The following is a 14,538-nucleotide window of genomic DNA, read 5'->3' as shown; positions in this document are numbered from 1 at the left end:
ATAAAAATTCGGATAATCGGAGCTTTTAAGGGGTGAGGATGGATGAATAAATATCAAAGGATACTTTTAGGTGGATATGGATTATGTGTAGTGGTTTTCGGCCTTCTAGTTGTACCGGCTTATGTGACTTGGGGGCAAGAGAGGAACATAGCGACACTTGAATATATACCCATATGGAAGCTTCTGAAAGAGAATCTTCAAGTAAATGGCTTCACTCCGATATATGAGATTGATTACGGAAGAGTATTATTAATTATTGGTGTGCTTTCTATTCTTACAACGGTTTTATGTTTAATACTTCATGGAGCAGTACCTCCAAATAGAACTAAAAAGTTAGAAAACTCTAGATAAACATTCCAATCAGTTCAGCTAACACGCCCGAGCTCTAGGATTCTAAAGCTTGGGCGTTTCATATTTTTAACCCGAATTCTCTCCACCCCCCTATCTCAACCTTCAGCAATTGGCGATGCGGAGGGTTGATCCCGAAAGTGTCAGAAATGTGTATAATCGCCCTGGATGGGCTTGTAACAAATAAAAGGGGAGGGGTTGTATGAGATGAATCGGAGTAAGAAAGCCTGTCTCTTGATAATGACGACTTGGCTCGGGTTGGCGGGACTGTTCCCAGCTGCGAGTGCAAGGGCCGCCGATTTGCCATTTACTCAAGGAGCAGGCTATGCGCCAGGCGCTTATGATTACGAGGCAGCCCAGCCGACAGCTTTTAATTGGACGAGGCAGTCCAGGTTTATGGGGAGCCCGGATCACGATGTGAAATGGTCGTTTGCAGCAGGGGATAAGATATATTCAACCCCCGCGATTGGAGCAGACGGTACGCTGTATGTCGGCTCGTATGACGGTAAGCTATATGCGCTGAATTCGAAGACGGGCAAGTTGAAATGGGTGTTTGAGACAGGCTGGGCGATCGCCTCATCGCCTGCCATCGGAGCAGACGGCACGATCTATATCGGCTCTGGCGACGGGAAGCTGTATGCACTCGACCCTAAGGCGGCAGATGACGATAACCGGGAGAAGTGGTCGTTTGCAACCGGGGACCGGATATATGCTTCGCCTGCTATTGGACAGGACGGTACCCTTTATATTAGTTCGTATGACGGAAAGCTATACGCACTGGATCCTGATGCTGTGGATGATGCTCAACGCATGTTATGGTCTTATGAGATCGGGGGTCAGACAGATTCATCGCCTGCGATTGGAGCGGATGGCACGATCTACGCCGGTTCGGGGGATGGAATCTTCTATGCGCTGGACCCGGACGCGAAGGATGAAGCCCATCGGTTGAAGTGGTCATTTGAACCAGAGACGGCGGAGGATTGCTTGTGGATGATGGATGAGCCGTGTCCAATCTACTCATCGCCTGCTATCGGGGCCGATGGCGGCACAGTCTATTTCGGTTCGGATGATGGATACGTATATGCGCTCGATGTAAATGCCGATGATGATGCGCATCGGCTGAAGTGGTCGTACGAAACATGGGGATCGGTATCCTCATCGCCTGCAATTGGGCAGGACGGCACGGTTTATGTCGGTTCTTCGGATGGATTGTTATATGCGCTGGATCCTGAAGCTGTTGATGAATACAAACGGGAGAAGTGGTCGTTCGATACATCGATAAAGACTTGGAGTATGATCGTCTCATCGCCTGTGGTGGGAGCAGACGGCACGGTCTATATTGCTGCGCTAGGCTGGTATGGGGATGGAACATTATATGCGCTGGATCCGAAGGCTGAGAATGGCAACGAGCGGGTGAAATGGTCTTTTGCAGCCGAGAAGGAAATACGCTCATCCCCGGTGATCGGACCGGACGGCACGATATACATCGGAGCTGATGATTACAAGCTCTACGCGATTGGAACGAGGTCGTTCATACCCGCTCCAGTTCAGATTGCAGCCGATCCTGGCGAAAGTGCTGTAAAGCTTGCATGGGAGGCCGTTGACGGAGCTGCTGGCTACAGGGTCTATCATTATCAGGGAACAGCTGCTCCTGTTCAACCCGATCCGTGGGAGCTCGTCAACGGGGATCAGCTTATTACCGAAACAGATTATACTGTAAAAAATCTTAAGGCAGGCGCGTTGTACTGGTTCGCAGTACAGGCAGTTAACAAGGAAGGAACTGAAAGCGGCTTATCCATGTACGCATCCGCTACGCCGTACACCAATATAGCGGAAGTGCCAGCCTTTTCACCAATTCAGGCTGCCAAGGGCACGAAGCTGGAGGAATTGTCATTGCCTGCTGAAGCGCAGGCCCGGTTGACCGATGGTTCTGAGCAGGAGCTCCCTGTACGCTGGGATTTGGTGAACACAGACTATGACCCAGGGCAGGTTGGAGCTTACAAGGTCACCGGGGAGCTGCAGCTCCCAGGGCATATTCGTAATCCCCATAACTTGGACGCGGAACTGATTGTGAGCGTGCTGCCGGGCAACGATGCGAAGCTCCGCAACATTCAATTGAACGGGGAACAACTGCAGGGCTTCAAACCTGAAATTTATACCTACAGCGCACGATTCCCCTATGCAACAGAGCAGATTACGGTAACGGCCGTAACGTACGAGCCGGGAGCGGCCTTCGAGATCGTTGGAGGAAATCCCCAGCGATTGCAGGTCGGAAGCAATCTGATTGAAATTATCGTCACTGCGGAGAATGGAGACCTACAGCGGTACACGCTTACTGTGATTAGAGAACCGGACAGGACGGGTCCTATCTGGCCACCCGGCAGTGAGCTGATCGTCTCGGACATGACACAGACGAGCGTGAAGCTGATATGGCCTTCGGCACGGGATCATCTAGCCGTGGCCGGATATCGTATATATCTGAATGACGAGAAGAAAGCGGATCAGGCAAGCGGCAAGTATGAATACTCGGTCACGGATAGCGTCTATTCGTATACGATCACAGGTCTATCTCCAAATACGACCTATCGCTTTACCGTCAAAGCTTATGATGCTGCGGGGAATGAAAGTGAACCAGGGTTAAGCAGGACAACTGCGACCCTCCCGTCTTTATCTTTTGGCGGCGGTGGTTCGGGTAGTTCGGGAAGCGGCTCGTATTTATCCAGCAATGCCAGCTTGAAGAAGCTGGAGGTATGGGCGGACGGCCAACGTGCAGCTTTAGAGCCATCGTTTACAGCGAACACCTTGTCTTATACAGTCAGGACGGAGGCGAAGCATATCGAGGTGAAAGCTTCTGCTGAGCACTCAGCGGCCAAAGTGATATGGCGAAATCAAGCGTTGGGCAATGGCATTAAAATCGACTTGCAGGAAGGGGAAAATGTCATATCGCTGCAGGTTCAGGCGGAGGACGGTACCCGCAAGACGTATACACTTTCCATTGTGCGGGAATTACCTCCACTTGCTGAACCGGAAATGTCTGTGATTTCGTTTACCGATATCGCTGAACACTGGGCGGAAGGCTATATCAGGAACGCAGCGGTGAAAGGCATCGTTACCGGGTATCCGGATAGCACGTTCAAGCCGAATCGACCGCTTACCCGTGCCGAGTTTGCTGTCATGCTGGCAGGCGCTTTGAAATGGGAAGGCAGTGCTGCGGCACTCGTATTCACCGATCATGATCATATCGGCGCATGGGCGAGGCCAACCGTTGCACAGGCGGCGCAGGCGGGCATCGTTAGAGGATATGTAGATGGCAGCTTTCGTCCGAACGCCCCGATCACCCGTGCCGAAATGGCGGCGATGATCGCACGGGCACTCAAGCTCCAGCTTGATGCGGATGGATCAACCGGATTTATAGATGACGAGGTAATTCCGCAGTGGGCCAAGGGCGCGACTGAAGCGTTACGCTCATTTGGCATTATGGAGGGTCGCGGGGGGAATCGTTTTGTACCAGACGACACGGCGACCCGTGCGGAAGCGGCGGTAACTGTCCTCAAAATGCTGGAGCTATAATCAAATGTATTGAGCGGGTTTGCGCGTTGCGCAGACTCGTTTTTTTGTGTTTGTTGTATTGATTTAAAGGGTTAGGATGTGCATTTGGGTGTAGCTATTGACAAGATAAACATTTAAAATATAAAGTAAGTAGTAAGTGATAAGTAGTAAGTAGTAAGTGACAAACCATGATTTGCGATAACAGAATGATTCCTCACACCAAGTAAGCATCAGCGAAGAAATGATGATTAGGAGAGGATTAGGATGACAGATCTACAATTGGCACAAAGCTTTTCCATGATGGCGCTGAATGCGCAGAGAAGTCTTGAAATGACTACGGCCAAGAAGATGGCCCTCCGCTGCATAGCTGCAGCAGTTATACTGGAGGTCTACTTAGACAAAGGCTTTACACAAAGTAAGAATCAATTAGCTCTGAAGAAAGATGTCCTGGAGCAATCTCATACTATGCTTTATCAGGAAATTATTTTAAAATCCTTGGCCCGCCGAAATGCTAAGAAATCATGGGATTTGAAGGATTGGCTGAAAAGAGCCTCTAAGCTTTCCGGATCAAAGTTGAAAAGTTTAGAACGAGCTGTATCCGACTCTCTTAAGGAATTAGGGCTGCTTGAGGAAATCCCTCATCTATTGGGGTGTGATCTGTATTTTCATTCTGCAGGCGTTAGTATCAAGGGATATCGCAGCGATATTCAGGAATATTCAAGGATTTCAGAGGGGATTCGGGCAGAGATTCTGGAGGATGGCCCGGTAACGGATGAGACGATTTGCATGCTGTGGCTTCTTCGCGAGAGCGGATGCATGCATGATCTTTTTTCGCGGAATGAGCTGGACATAGTCAGTGCCCGAATGTATAAATTGTATCAAGGCTCTCCGCTGGCTAAAGCCTTGTATCCGATCCGCATCCATCGTGGCATCGAGCTAGCCACGAAACAATTTTTACGTATGAAAAAAGAGGTAGTAAGGACACAAGTGGGCAGCGGTTTAAATTTTTTGTTTCCCATCCTGGAACGCTCGCAGGCTGTTTTTATCGACATGGAGGCGATGTTCTCCAATCCAGCTGCAAGATTGCATGATGTAAAGCAGCGGTTGGAATCCAAAGGCCATACGGTTACGGTGCTGAAGGAAGGTCAGATTCCGACAATTAAGATAGATAATATTGTTTATGAAGCGATTCCGCATGCCATTTACGGGAGAGTGCCGATCCATGGTGTGCGTCTAATCCCGAAGCCCCTATTCTAAAGGAGTCTTGAATCATGTCCAGACAGCGTTCTATGGAGGCCATATTGGCCTCTGAGTTCGTAACTATAGGTGAATTAGTACGGCTTACGGATTCTCGCTATAGTACATTGAAATTTTACACAGAAGAGGGGATGCTGCCCTTCACACAGGCGGAAGAGAATCTGACACGCCGATATAAAAGAGAGGAAACCATCGCGCGCATTCATTTCATTAAGGAACTGAGAGCAAGCGGCTTATCGATTCCGCAAATTAAAGAAGCTCTTAATAAGGGTCAATAAGCACAATGTAGACCCGGTATATAAAATAAGAGCGACCAGGCTCCGCTGCAAACTCTCCAAACTTAATCCATTGATTCTATAGGAGAGAGAAGTCAACTGGGAATACAACACGCTTGGGGCTTACGCCTTCAGGCCATTAGATTTATAATCATGGAAGAAACTCAGACAACGAATGACCCAGCCTAAGGTAATAACAACCATCTAGGGCTGGGTTATTTCATGAGTGAATTAATTATAAAGAGGGAATGACATTGAACGAACATAGCCAAAAAAATAAAACGGCTTGGGAATATCGGGCGTATGAATTTTGGCATAAAAGAGATGGTTCTCCTAGGGAGAAAGCAGATAAAATATTAGAAAACCCGCTGGCCTGCCTTAAAAAGCATCAAGCTTATTTTGAAAATATCGAAGGAAAAACAATAGCTAATCTTTGCGGATCCAATGGCCGAAAAGCTGTTCCGTTAGCTTTATTAGGGGCGAACGTGACCGTATTCGATATTTCTGAGGAGAATAAGCAATATGCTGTAGAACTCGCTGCATGTGCCAATACATCGATAGACTATATCGTAACGGATATTTACGAGATCGATCTTCAGAAATACAAGGAACACTTCGACCTCTTGTATTTGGAAGGTGGGATTCTGCACTATTTTAGTGATATCGAGAGATTTATGTACATTCTTTATAGCTTATTGAAGGCTGGGGGAAGGATGATTCTAAGTGACTTCCATCCCTTAAGAAAATGCCTTGCAAGCCAGGGACAGGTCGATTATTTTGATTCGGATATAAAAAGCGGTGACGTGGCATACAAAGCTTACTTTGATGAACATGAGCAGCAGGAGTTTCCGAATGTCTCTATTCGATTATTTACTTTAAGCGAAATAATGAATTCAGTTCTTGGAGCTGGTTTTCAATTGAAGAAGTTTGATGAGCACCGTGGATGGAATAATGAGAACATTCCTTGGGAATTTACCATACTTGCGCAAAAATAAGAAAGCGCTTTATGGATGCCCCGGCCTTTGGATCAGGTATCTGAGGCCGGGGGATTTTTACAACATTACCCGCAGCAGCTTGCCCCGTACTAAATCGTGATCCAAGCCACCGCCGCTAGTGTTTTAGAGGAATGAACTAATACAGCTATGACGGCTGTACAGGTATGCATATTTCACAGAGATCGTTCATCAGCATATGCCCGGCGTATCGTTCTAAAATCGGATGGCTGCTGTCTATTTGGTATCCTCTGCTGTGCAATGCAGGGAAAATCTCCTGCCATGTTCTTTCAATCTCTTCGGCAGTATGCTTGATTCTGCAAATGACATATTCCCCGCCAGAAAGCTCGCCTTCTTGAACAGAGCTATCGATAGGCAAATCCTTTGCAATGACAATACATGCATCATATCTGCAGCTGTCCGTAGGCGTTGTTTCAGGGTTATCCTGCGGAATTCCGAATAATATTGCGGATTCGGTGAGCAGATCCTTTGCTTTGGCCCATTTCTTTAGCTTCTCCATAGCTTGAATATTCGCAGGGCCATAGGGCCCCACTTGCCGCACATAGGCCAGGCGGTAGTTCGGGAGAGTTTCAACTTTGATATCCATCGTTTGTACTTCCTTTCTTTAACAGTACTTGTTACATTTCGGATGCTATCATGATATAAAATAATATTCATTAGTTTTTTTCAGAAAATGTATAATGAATTGATAGATTTTTCGTAAAAGCAGCTTTGCGTCGAGCAAGGCTAGTCCAACTTAAAATTCAAAGATAATCTGGAGAGAAGGATAAGAGGCAGCTAAAATGCCGCGGATTGAGGGAGGAAAGGAGGAGGAAGTCCAGGATGTTTTTTGAAATCAGACAGGCTGACCTATAGGCCAACTCTGGCTTCTGATTTAGAGATGGTGTTAGCGATTGAAAACAATCATGAGAACATTTTGAAGAGAGGGAAGGTCATGAGAGCTTATATACAGGTCGATAAGGATGGGGAATTCTATAATGTAAATGCATTTGTAGCTAATGAAGGATTCGTATCCCTAGGATGGGAAACCATTAAATTTTATGATATTAGAGAAATCAAAGATACTCATCCAGAGGATCTAGTAGTTGGCGGGATTGGTAACGTAAGAAAGCGTCTTGAAATATTGGGAGTAGAGAGAAGTCAAGGAGAAATAGATTATCCGGCCTCGCTGTCTCATTATTTTGGCAGAAAAATTTGGGCTACAACAATTCGTGAACTTTTTGAACATAATCAGAACAACTGGAATGTTTTTATAAAGCCAAGGGATATCACGAAAAAATTTACTGGAAAGGTCGTTAAAGAATATAAAGATTTTATAGGGATAATTGAAGAAAATAAGGATACGAACATTTGGTGCTCGGAGGTAGTTGATTTTGTAACAGAATGGCGTTGTTTTATACGATACGGACAAGTACTTGATATTAGGTATTATAAAGGTGCTTGGAATTCAAAATTAGATTTAAGTGTCGTAGAAAACGCTATTAGGGATTTTGTTAATGCGCCAATGGCATATGGCATGGATTTTGGAATTGATCAAGAAGGAAATATGAAGTTGGTAGAAATTAATGATGGGCATTCTCTAGGGACTTACGGAATCAGCCCATTGAACTATGCAAAATTTCTTTCAGCTAGATGGGCGGAGTTAACAGGGACTGTAGACTATTTAAGAAATTTTATGAAGATAAGTAAGTCTAAGTTAGAATCTAAAATTGAATGATTCAAGGCAGGACAACTTCATGTTGTCCTGCCTTTTTATGCTTTGCCCGGGAACTGCTGCCAGTCATCACAATTAGTAAATCCGATAATTTCCGCTTAGCGCCAGCAGGCTGAAAAAGTACAGGCAGTTGTCGTAATAGCGGCGGTCGCCGGTGCGAAGCGGCGTGTTCCAGAACAGGCGGACAAAATGCTCTGCGTCCGGACCGTCGGCGGCGAGGGAAGCCGCTGCATTGGTCGCCAGAAGTCCGATCGGATGCAGCGCTGGCTCGTCGAATGGCTTCCCGTCAATGGTGTATCGGCGATAGTCGGAAACCTCGATGTCCCGGAAAAACGCCTGAATCCGGTTCGACTGCTCGACCTGCCAGGGATCCTTGCAGAACCATACCCAATCCAGGGCGATATTGGCGGCCACCCGGTAGGAGTCGCTGTAGAAATGACGGAAATCGCCATGCGGCTGCGGCTCTGCCGGCGTACCGTCATAATTTGCGTATTCCGGAGCGAGGCCAGTGTGCGGGTGGCACGCTGTATGGAGATAGGCACGGCTGGCCTTGGCGGCCTCCCTCCAGAAAGCGGCGTCCCGCTCGTCCGCCAGTAAGGCAAACAACTCGTAGAAATGAGGGAGATGATATGACGGATCGCTAAACGCAGATTCCGGTATGAACTTAATTAGCTTCGTTTCCGGGTCCCACATCGGATCGCCTTCGCCGTTTTCCCCCTGATGCAAGCATGCTCTTAGAATCGTTCGTGCCTGTTCGGAATAGTTATAGGGTTCCGGCCCGTCTCCCCAACGGCATGCGGCGAAGAGCAGAGCCATCGCGAAAAATTCCTCCCCGTCTGGCGCAGGACCCTGGGAGATGCGGGTACCGTCCGGTTTGCAATGCCAGGCGAAGTAATTCGCGTAACGCCCTTCTTTATGCTGCATAAATGTCTTAGAGAAATTCCACAACCGGTCAAACTCTTCCTTTCGGTTCATTTGCACAGCCATCATCATCCCGTAAGACATGCCTTCCGTTCGAACATCCAGATTGCCGGTGTCGAGAATGTAGCCTTTATCGTCGCCCATTGGATAATAGATCCGCACCTCCGGGGCTCCATAGAACAGATCGGTCCATGCCTGTTCCAGCTTGGCTTCAATATCCGCTTCGGAATAGCCGAGCTCCTTGAACATGTTCCTGTATTCCTTCGTATAAAAAGCGCCTAAGTTTGCAGACATAACGTCAACCCCCCGTTTTTCATTATTTGGCTATATGATAGCACAGCAGGAGGTGAGTAAATTAAAGCGCTTTCCTCAAAAATATTAGTATTTGTCAGCAGCATAAAAAGAGAGCTGTGCGAAGCAAGCCAGCTCTAAAGAATCTGTCGAAGTTCATGAATTAAGTAGGTATAAGAAATTTCCTTTGGAATATGAGCCATCGGATGAAAATATCGTACAATGTTAATTCTTTTATCCTTCCACCAAATGACTTCTAAACCCCCGCTGGTAAATTTTCTTTCGTATTCAATCTTTTCTTTGTCTAGCGATTTTCTTACAATATCAAATACAATGCCCCCGCAGCATAGAACAATACTAGGCTCCAGTATACTGATTTGTTTTAATATAAAGGGGTGACTTGCGTCAGAGAAAGCAATTAATTCTTTATCATTAGCAACAGATGCTCCGGCAATCTTCTTGATATTTGCAAAACATACAGAACCAAAAAAATGAAGCGAATTTTCTTTAATATCATGGAACGCTTCATCGACTTCCTGATAGGGAGGGAAACCGTGAAGCATGCCATACGTCCATCGCAGCAAGTTGGCCCAGGTTGAGGTCCCTTCTTCTAAGTAACCGCGTCTAAGAATGAAATCTTGATATTTCCATCCATAATCTCGTGAATGGGGCTCTTTCAGCAGTACCATGATTTTACGTCCAGGAGAGAGCCAGGCCTGCTCATCGATAATTCCATCTTCAATATAGTTTTGACCTATAAATCTGTTCTTCCAATCGGTATGCAGCTCATTCAATTGCTCCGTGATTGATTTCAATCCAACCGCCCCTTAAGAAAAGTGTACCTCTAAATACGCGAGTTCTTTATAATGGTTTCAAATTCAATGTAAGAGATGACGGAGGGATGACAATGAGGATAGAACTGGCTGCCGAGAAAGATTATAAGTATATTGTAGAGAGGGATAAACATATCCCTGAGACACTTGTAGCAATGAAGATTAAAGGCAAGGAAATTTACATCCTGAAGGATGGAGATCAAGAAATAGGCTGGATGAGATACAGTTATTTCTGGGACAGTATTCCTTTTATGAACATGTTACGGATTGAAGAAGCATACAGGGGAAATGGAATCGGTAAGCAAGTGGTGCTGTATTGGGAGGGAATTATGCGTCAGCGAGGATTTACACAAGTTATGACATCAACCCAATCGAATGAAGACGCTCAGCATTTCTATAGGAAGATGGGATATCGCGATGCGGGGTGCCTGCTATTGGAGACTCAGCCTCTTGAAATCATACTGATAAAAAATCTTTGAAAAGCGCTGAGAACGGGCGGTTTGATATACACTTGCGATGTTGCCCCCATTGTTTTGGTAAAAGCCCATACGGCATCGTATGGGCTTTTATTGCGTGAGCCCTACAGGCTTGCAATGGCCCGTCACAGGCATCCTTCACCTCGACTCTACCCGCTGCATAAATTCTCGAGGGGAGATGCCCTCGACCTTCTTGAATACCTTGCTGAAATAGAAGGCGCTGTCGTAACCGAGCCTCTGGGAAATCTCATTGATCCGTCCTTCGCCGCGCAGCATCATTTCCTTAGCCGCCGTGATTTTGGTGTCGGTGACGTATTTGACGAAATTGACCTTGGCTGTCCTGGAGAACAGATGGCTCAGATAATTCGGACTAAAGTTGAAAATATCCGCAACCTGGTTCAAGGACAGCTTGCTGTCGAGGTTGCGCTTGATATAATCCTGAACATGCCGGATGACCTGCTCTTTGTAGCTCTGCTTCCTGGAGGAGAGGAGCTCGCAGCATCCGTCCCGGAAATGCACGAGCCAGCTGATCACACCGTCGATGGAGCTCTGCCGGTAGATAGCCCGGTAGCCCTCCGGCTCGTGCTCGAAAATCTGCTCCACCAGATTCTCCCCGTCGGCCAGCAGGGAAGTCGCCATGTAGAGTACGCTGCAGGCCGCGTCTATCGCCGCAACGAGGAGATCGGTCCGTCCCTCGAAGGCCTCGATCATGGCGGTTATAATGCTGTAGAGCGCATCGGTGTCCATCTCCTCGAACGCCCGGCGAATTTCGGAGCGGGAAGCCGAGTAATCAAAGAGAGGCTGCTCCAGGCCAGGAGCTTGTTTGTCCTCCGAGTAGAAGACGAAGGCCTGCTGCTCCAGCGCGGCGGGTAGAACCCGGCGAGCGGCAAGGTAGCTTTCATGAATCATGTAAGGATCCTCGACGGCATGGCCGATGCCGCCCATAATTCTGACGTTGAAATAATTGTGCAGCACCTGGGCCATATCGGTCAGCAGCTTCTCAGTCTCTGGCTTCCAAGATAGTGAATGGGCATCATCGACCGGCAGAATGATGGCAAAATTGCGCAAATCGAGGCCGGTCACATAGCAAGGCTTGGCCGAGGTCAGCCGATCCCTAGCCATCTTCACGGTGCTGGTGCAGAGGGTGACCAGCTTGTCGCCTCTGGGCGGAACGGTATCCGGGGCCATGATGCGGCAAGTGCATACCAGATAGGCCGGAGCGGAGAGCTTCAGCTCCAGGTCCTCTTGCTGCAGAAGATACTGCTTTCTGTTCTCGAACAGATTGTTGAACAGGCGGACGAAGAACTTCTCCCGCAGCTCATGCAGGTTGCTGCGCTGGACAAGCTCCGGGTAGCTTTCTACCGTCTTATGCTCCTCCAGCAGCTTCATCGCCTTCCTGATCGAGGCCTCCAGCGCCTCCGGGGTCAGCTCCAGCTTCACCAGATAATCGACGGCCTGCATTTCGATGGCCGTACGGGCATACTCAAACTCCTCAAAGCTTGTCAAAATAATAAAAAGCGGGACGCGGCCGTATTTGCGGCGGGCCGACTGTGCGACCTGCAGACCGGTCTTGATCGGCATCTTGATGTCGGTGATGACGATGTCCGGCCGATAGGCGTCGATCATATCCTCAGCCTGGGCTCCGTTATGCGCAACGCCAACTACTTCGATTCCGTATTCCTCCCATTTCAGCATGGACTGCAGGCCGATGCAGACCAGCGCCTCATCATCGGCTATCAGCAATTTGATCAATGCAATCACTTCCTTACAAGTTTGCGAATTTGCACTCATTTGCACTCAGGAAGGGCGGGACCCTTCACCTATACGCCATCTATTGATCCATGGGTCTTTTCGAGCGTTCCGGTGCCATTATTCTGCTGCCCGGTAAGGCAGCAGAACAAACATCTTCGTATATTGATCCTGCTTGCTCTCAATTGACAATCCGTACTGCTCCCCGAAGGTGAGCTTCAGCCGTTCATGGACATTGCGCAGTCCCATGCCCTCCAGCAGTCCCTTCGTGGTTGACTCCTGATATGCTTCCTGCTCCCGAGGAGCCAGAATATCGGCAATCTGCTCCTCGCTGATCCCGACTCCGTTATCCTCCAGAGTGATCAGAATATCATTCCATCCGCTGCGCTCAATGCTTAGCAGGAGGCGGCCGCTGCCCTTCGGCTCTATGCCGTGGAATATCGCGTTCTCCGCCAGAGGCTGCAGCGTGAACCGGGGGACGAGCCCCGTCAGCAGCTGTTCGTCATGGACGATCGTTTCCATCGTTATATTACTGCCATAGCGGTATTTTTGGATTAGAAAATAGTCCTCCAGCAGACTTAACTCCTCCTGCAGCGGTACCAGCTTGCGCGCATCCTTGGCAATGCTGCGCAGCAGGCGCGACAGCGAGGTGGTCATCTCCGCAATACCGGTTGCATTCTGAATCGTCGCCATCCATTTGATCGAGTTCAGGGTGTTGTACAGAAAATGCGGGTTGATCTGGCTCTGCAGCATCCGGTATTCCAGCTCCTGGCGCTGCTTCTCGTCTGCGACCCGGGTCTCCATCAGGGTAAGAATGTCCTGGGACAACCGGTTGATGCCGCGCCCCACATCACCGAGCTCGCTGTTCCACTCCATGTTCCGGTCGATGAGGAAGTTGCCCTGGGCAATTTTATCGATGCGCTTCTTGAGCTTTTCGACAGGCAGACTGATCGTTCTGGTCAAATAGACCGTGATGACTCCGCTGGAGGCGATCACGAGCACACAGACGCCGAGCATAAGGAGCAGCCAAAGATTGAATTGCGGGGCGAACTGCTTCTCCGACAGCGTCTGGGAGAGGGTTACTCCATGGCGCACCGGGTAAGACACGGCAATCAGCTTCTCTCTTTCGTTCATCTCCAGCCAGGACAGCGTCGTTACGCTGCCGCTGGCAGTCTCCTCTTCATAAGGGGTCGCCTTATAGCCCGCCGGGAGGGGAACGATGCGGTCTCCCTGAATTTCATACGGCTGGTTGCCGAGGGTCAGCAGCAGCTTGGAATCCGCAGGAAGGCCGTACCCCTTCAGTTTGTCGGTGATCACGGAGGTGTTGGCCAGAAGGTACACGGTGCCGATCCGGTTGGCATTATCCCCGTAAATCGGCATGACGAAGGGGAGGGTCTTGGTCAAGGACAGCGGATCTTGAATTACCCGTTCCCACTGCTCGCTGGAATCTGCGGTCAGGCCGGGAAGCTGATTAATGTTATGAATGGTTAACGGAACAGATGTACTGACGGAGTTATCCACCTGCAAAAATTTATCCTGATTATCAGTCACGATCAGCCGGCGAACGTAACCGTTAGAGCGGTTCATCCGGAAATCCTCCTGCAGGGAGGAGAAGACCTGAATCGCCTCCATGGAGCTGGGCTGCTCAGACCTGAAATAATCGTTCAGCAGACGATTGGTCGAGGAATTGGTGCTGGAGGTCATCGCCAGAACCGAGAGATTCATCAGATCCTGCTCAATGATATGGGATACGAGCTGCAGGTTGAACTCGGTAGCCTGTATCGTCGTTTTCCTCTGAAAATATGAAATCAGCTCATAGCTGAAAAAAGACAGCAGAGACGCGATCAGCAGAGCGAACACCGTCATGATCAGAATAATCCGGCTTTTGATGGTTGCCTTTCGTTTCGTAGAAACCACCTCTTTTTCGTCTATTATTCGTCCAGGTATAAAGCGCTTTCATTAGAGCTGGTAACACTACCATAACATGAACGCAGGCCCGCAGACATAGCAGGCTGGGCAGGAACAACGATTTTTACAGGTTTTTATGATAATTTTACAGCTTTCAGCGCCTCCTTGAAAGAAGTGAACAGAAAAGTGAATGAACTGTGATTA

Annotated in this window: 12 protein-coding genes; 7 read left to right on the top strand and 5 right to left on the bottom strand. The window is 48.5% G+C overall.

Annotation, left to right across the window (positions count from 1 at the left end; genetic code table 11):
* The first annotated feature begins 42 nt into the window (after positions 1-42).
* The 5 genes from BN2762_RS09660 (at position 43) to BN2762_RS09640 (ending at position 6,424) form a co-directional block, all read left to right on the top strand.
* Positions 43-351 carry a hypothetical protein gene (locus tag BN2762_RS09660; RefSeq protein ID WP_055106803.1) on the top strand — a complete coding sequence of 103 codons (309 nt, stop codon included), beginning with the start codon at positions 43-45 and terminating at the stop codon, positions 349-351.
* A 204-nt stretch (positions 352-555) separates the two neighbouring features.
* Positions 556-3,918, top strand: a complete 3,363-nt coding sequence (locus tag BN2762_RS26000; protein ID WP_074048610.1) for an S-layer homology domain-containing protein — start codon at positions 556-558, stop codon at positions 3,916-3,918.
* 243 nt (positions 3,919-4,161) lie between these two features.
* A complete protein-coding gene (locus tag BN2762_RS09650; protein WP_055106802.1) occupies positions 4,162-5,154 on the top strand; it encodes a hypothetical protein in 993 nt (330 codons plus the stop codon).
* 14 nt (positions 5,155-5,168) lie between these two features.
* The gene (locus BN2762_RS09645; protein ID WP_055106801.1) at positions 5,169-5,432 is read left to right on the top strand and encodes a helix-turn-helix domain-containing protein; all 264 of its coding nucleotides are present in this window, start codon (positions 5,169-5,171) and stop codon (positions 5,430-5,432) included.
* Positions 5,433-5,683: 251 nt separating this feature from the next.
* Complete coding sequence (locus tag BN2762_RS09640) at positions 5,684-6,424, top strand: class I SAM-dependent methyltransferase (protein WP_055106800.1); 741 nt, start codon at positions 5,684-5,686, stop codon at positions 6,422-6,424.
* Positions 6,425-6,569: 145 nt separating this feature from the next.
* Here the strand turns inward: BN2762_RS09640 and BN2762_RS09635 are convergent, their stop codons facing one another.
* The gene (locus BN2762_RS09635; protein ID WP_055106799.1) at positions 6,570-7,028 is read right to left on the bottom strand and encodes an AraC family transcriptional regulator; all 459 of its coding nucleotides are present in this window, start codon (positions 7,026-7,028) and stop codon (positions 6,570-6,572) included.
* 243 nt (positions 7,029-7,271) lie between these two features.
* On the opposite strand from BN2762_RS09635, the gene BN2762_RS09630 reads away from it, so the two are divergent.
* The gene (locus BN2762_RS09630) at positions 7,272-8,159 is read left to right on the top strand and encodes an ATP-grasp domain-containing protein (protein ID WP_230202469.1); all 888 of its coding nucleotides are present in this window, start codon (positions 7,272-7,274) and stop codon (positions 8,157-8,159) included.
* A gap of 72 nt (positions 8,160-8,231) precedes the next feature.
* Here BN2762_RS09630 and BN2762_RS09625 read toward each other — a convergent pair whose 3' ends face one another.
* Both BN2762_RS09625 and BN2762_RS09620 read right to left on the bottom strand, forming a co-directional pair.
* Complete coding sequence (locus BN2762_RS09625) at positions 8,232-9,371, bottom strand: family 8 glycosyl hydrolase (RefSeq protein WP_055106798.1); 1,140 nt, start codon at positions 9,369-9,371, stop codon at positions 8,232-8,234.
* 134 nt (positions 9,372-9,505) lie between these two features.
* On the bottom strand, positions 9,506-10,183 hold the full coding sequence (locus BN2762_RS09620; protein ID WP_055106797.1) for a hypothetical protein: 678 nt from the start codon (positions 10,181-10,183) through the stop codon (positions 9,506-9,508).
* A gap of 92 nt (positions 10,184-10,275) precedes the next feature.
* On the opposite strand from BN2762_RS09620, the gene BN2762_RS09615 reads away from it, so the two are divergent.
* Positions 10,276-10,680 (top strand): GNAT family N-acetyltransferase, encoded by a 405-nt coding sequence (locus tag BN2762_RS09615; RefSeq protein ID WP_055106796.1) that lies wholly within the window; start codon positions 10,276-10,278, stop codon positions 10,678-10,680.
* A 135-nt stretch (positions 10,681-10,815) separates the two neighbouring features.
* Here the strand turns inward: BN2762_RS09615 and BN2762_RS09610 are convergent, their stop codons facing one another.
* Both BN2762_RS09610 and BN2762_RS09605 read right to left on the bottom strand, forming a co-directional pair.
* Entirely contained in the window at positions 10,816-12,438 is a 1,623-nt protein-coding gene (locus BN2762_RS09610; RefSeq protein ID WP_230202606.1) for a response regulator, read from the bottom strand.
* A gap of 108 nt (positions 12,439-12,546) precedes the next feature.
* Complete coding sequence (locus BN2762_RS09605) at positions 12,547-14,343, bottom strand: sensor histidine kinase (RefSeq protein ID WP_055106794.1); 1,797 nt, start codon at positions 14,341-14,343, stop codon at positions 12,547-12,549.
* Positions 14,344-14,538 lie beyond the last annotated feature (195 nt).

The organism is Paenibacillus ihumii, from assembly GCF_001403875.1.
In the GTDB taxonomy this organism is placed as follows: Bacteria; Bacillota; Bacilli; order Paenibacillales; family Paenibacillaceae; genus Fontibacillus; species Fontibacillus ihumii.
This window is presented reverse-complemented; position numbering and strand designations above follow the sequence as displayed.

What these genes read in the sequence shown, in the direction of transcription:
- BN2762_RS09660 (WP_055106803.1), top strand. Translation starts at nt 43, where the DNA reads ATGAATAAATATCAAAGGATACTTTTAGGTGGATATGGATTATGTGTA.
- BN2762_RS26000 (WP_074048610.1), top strand. Translation starts at nt 556, where the DNA reads ATGAATCGGAGTAAGAAAGCCTGTCTCTTGATAATGACGACTTGGCTC.
- BN2762_RS09650 (WP_055106802.1), top strand. Translation starts at nt 4,162, where the DNA reads ATGACAGATCTACAATTGGCACAAAGCTTTTCCATGATGGCGCTGAAT.
- BN2762_RS09645 (WP_055106801.1), top strand. Translation starts at nt 5,169, where the DNA reads ATGTCCAGACAGCGTTCTATGGAGGCCATATTGGCCTCTGAGTTCGTA.
- BN2762_RS09635 (WP_055106799.1), bottom strand. Translation starts at nt 7,028, where the DNA reads ATGGATATCAAAGTTGAAACTCTCCCGAACTACCGCCTGGCCTATGTG.
- BN2762_RS09625 (WP_055106798.1), bottom strand. Translation starts at nt 9,371, where the DNA reads ATGTCTGCAAACTTAGGCGCTTTTTATACGAAGGAATACAGGAACATG.
- BN2762_RS09615 (WP_055106796.1), top strand. Translation starts at nt 10,276, where the DNA reads ATGAGGATAGAACTGGCTGCCGAGAAAGATTATAAGTATATTGTAGAG.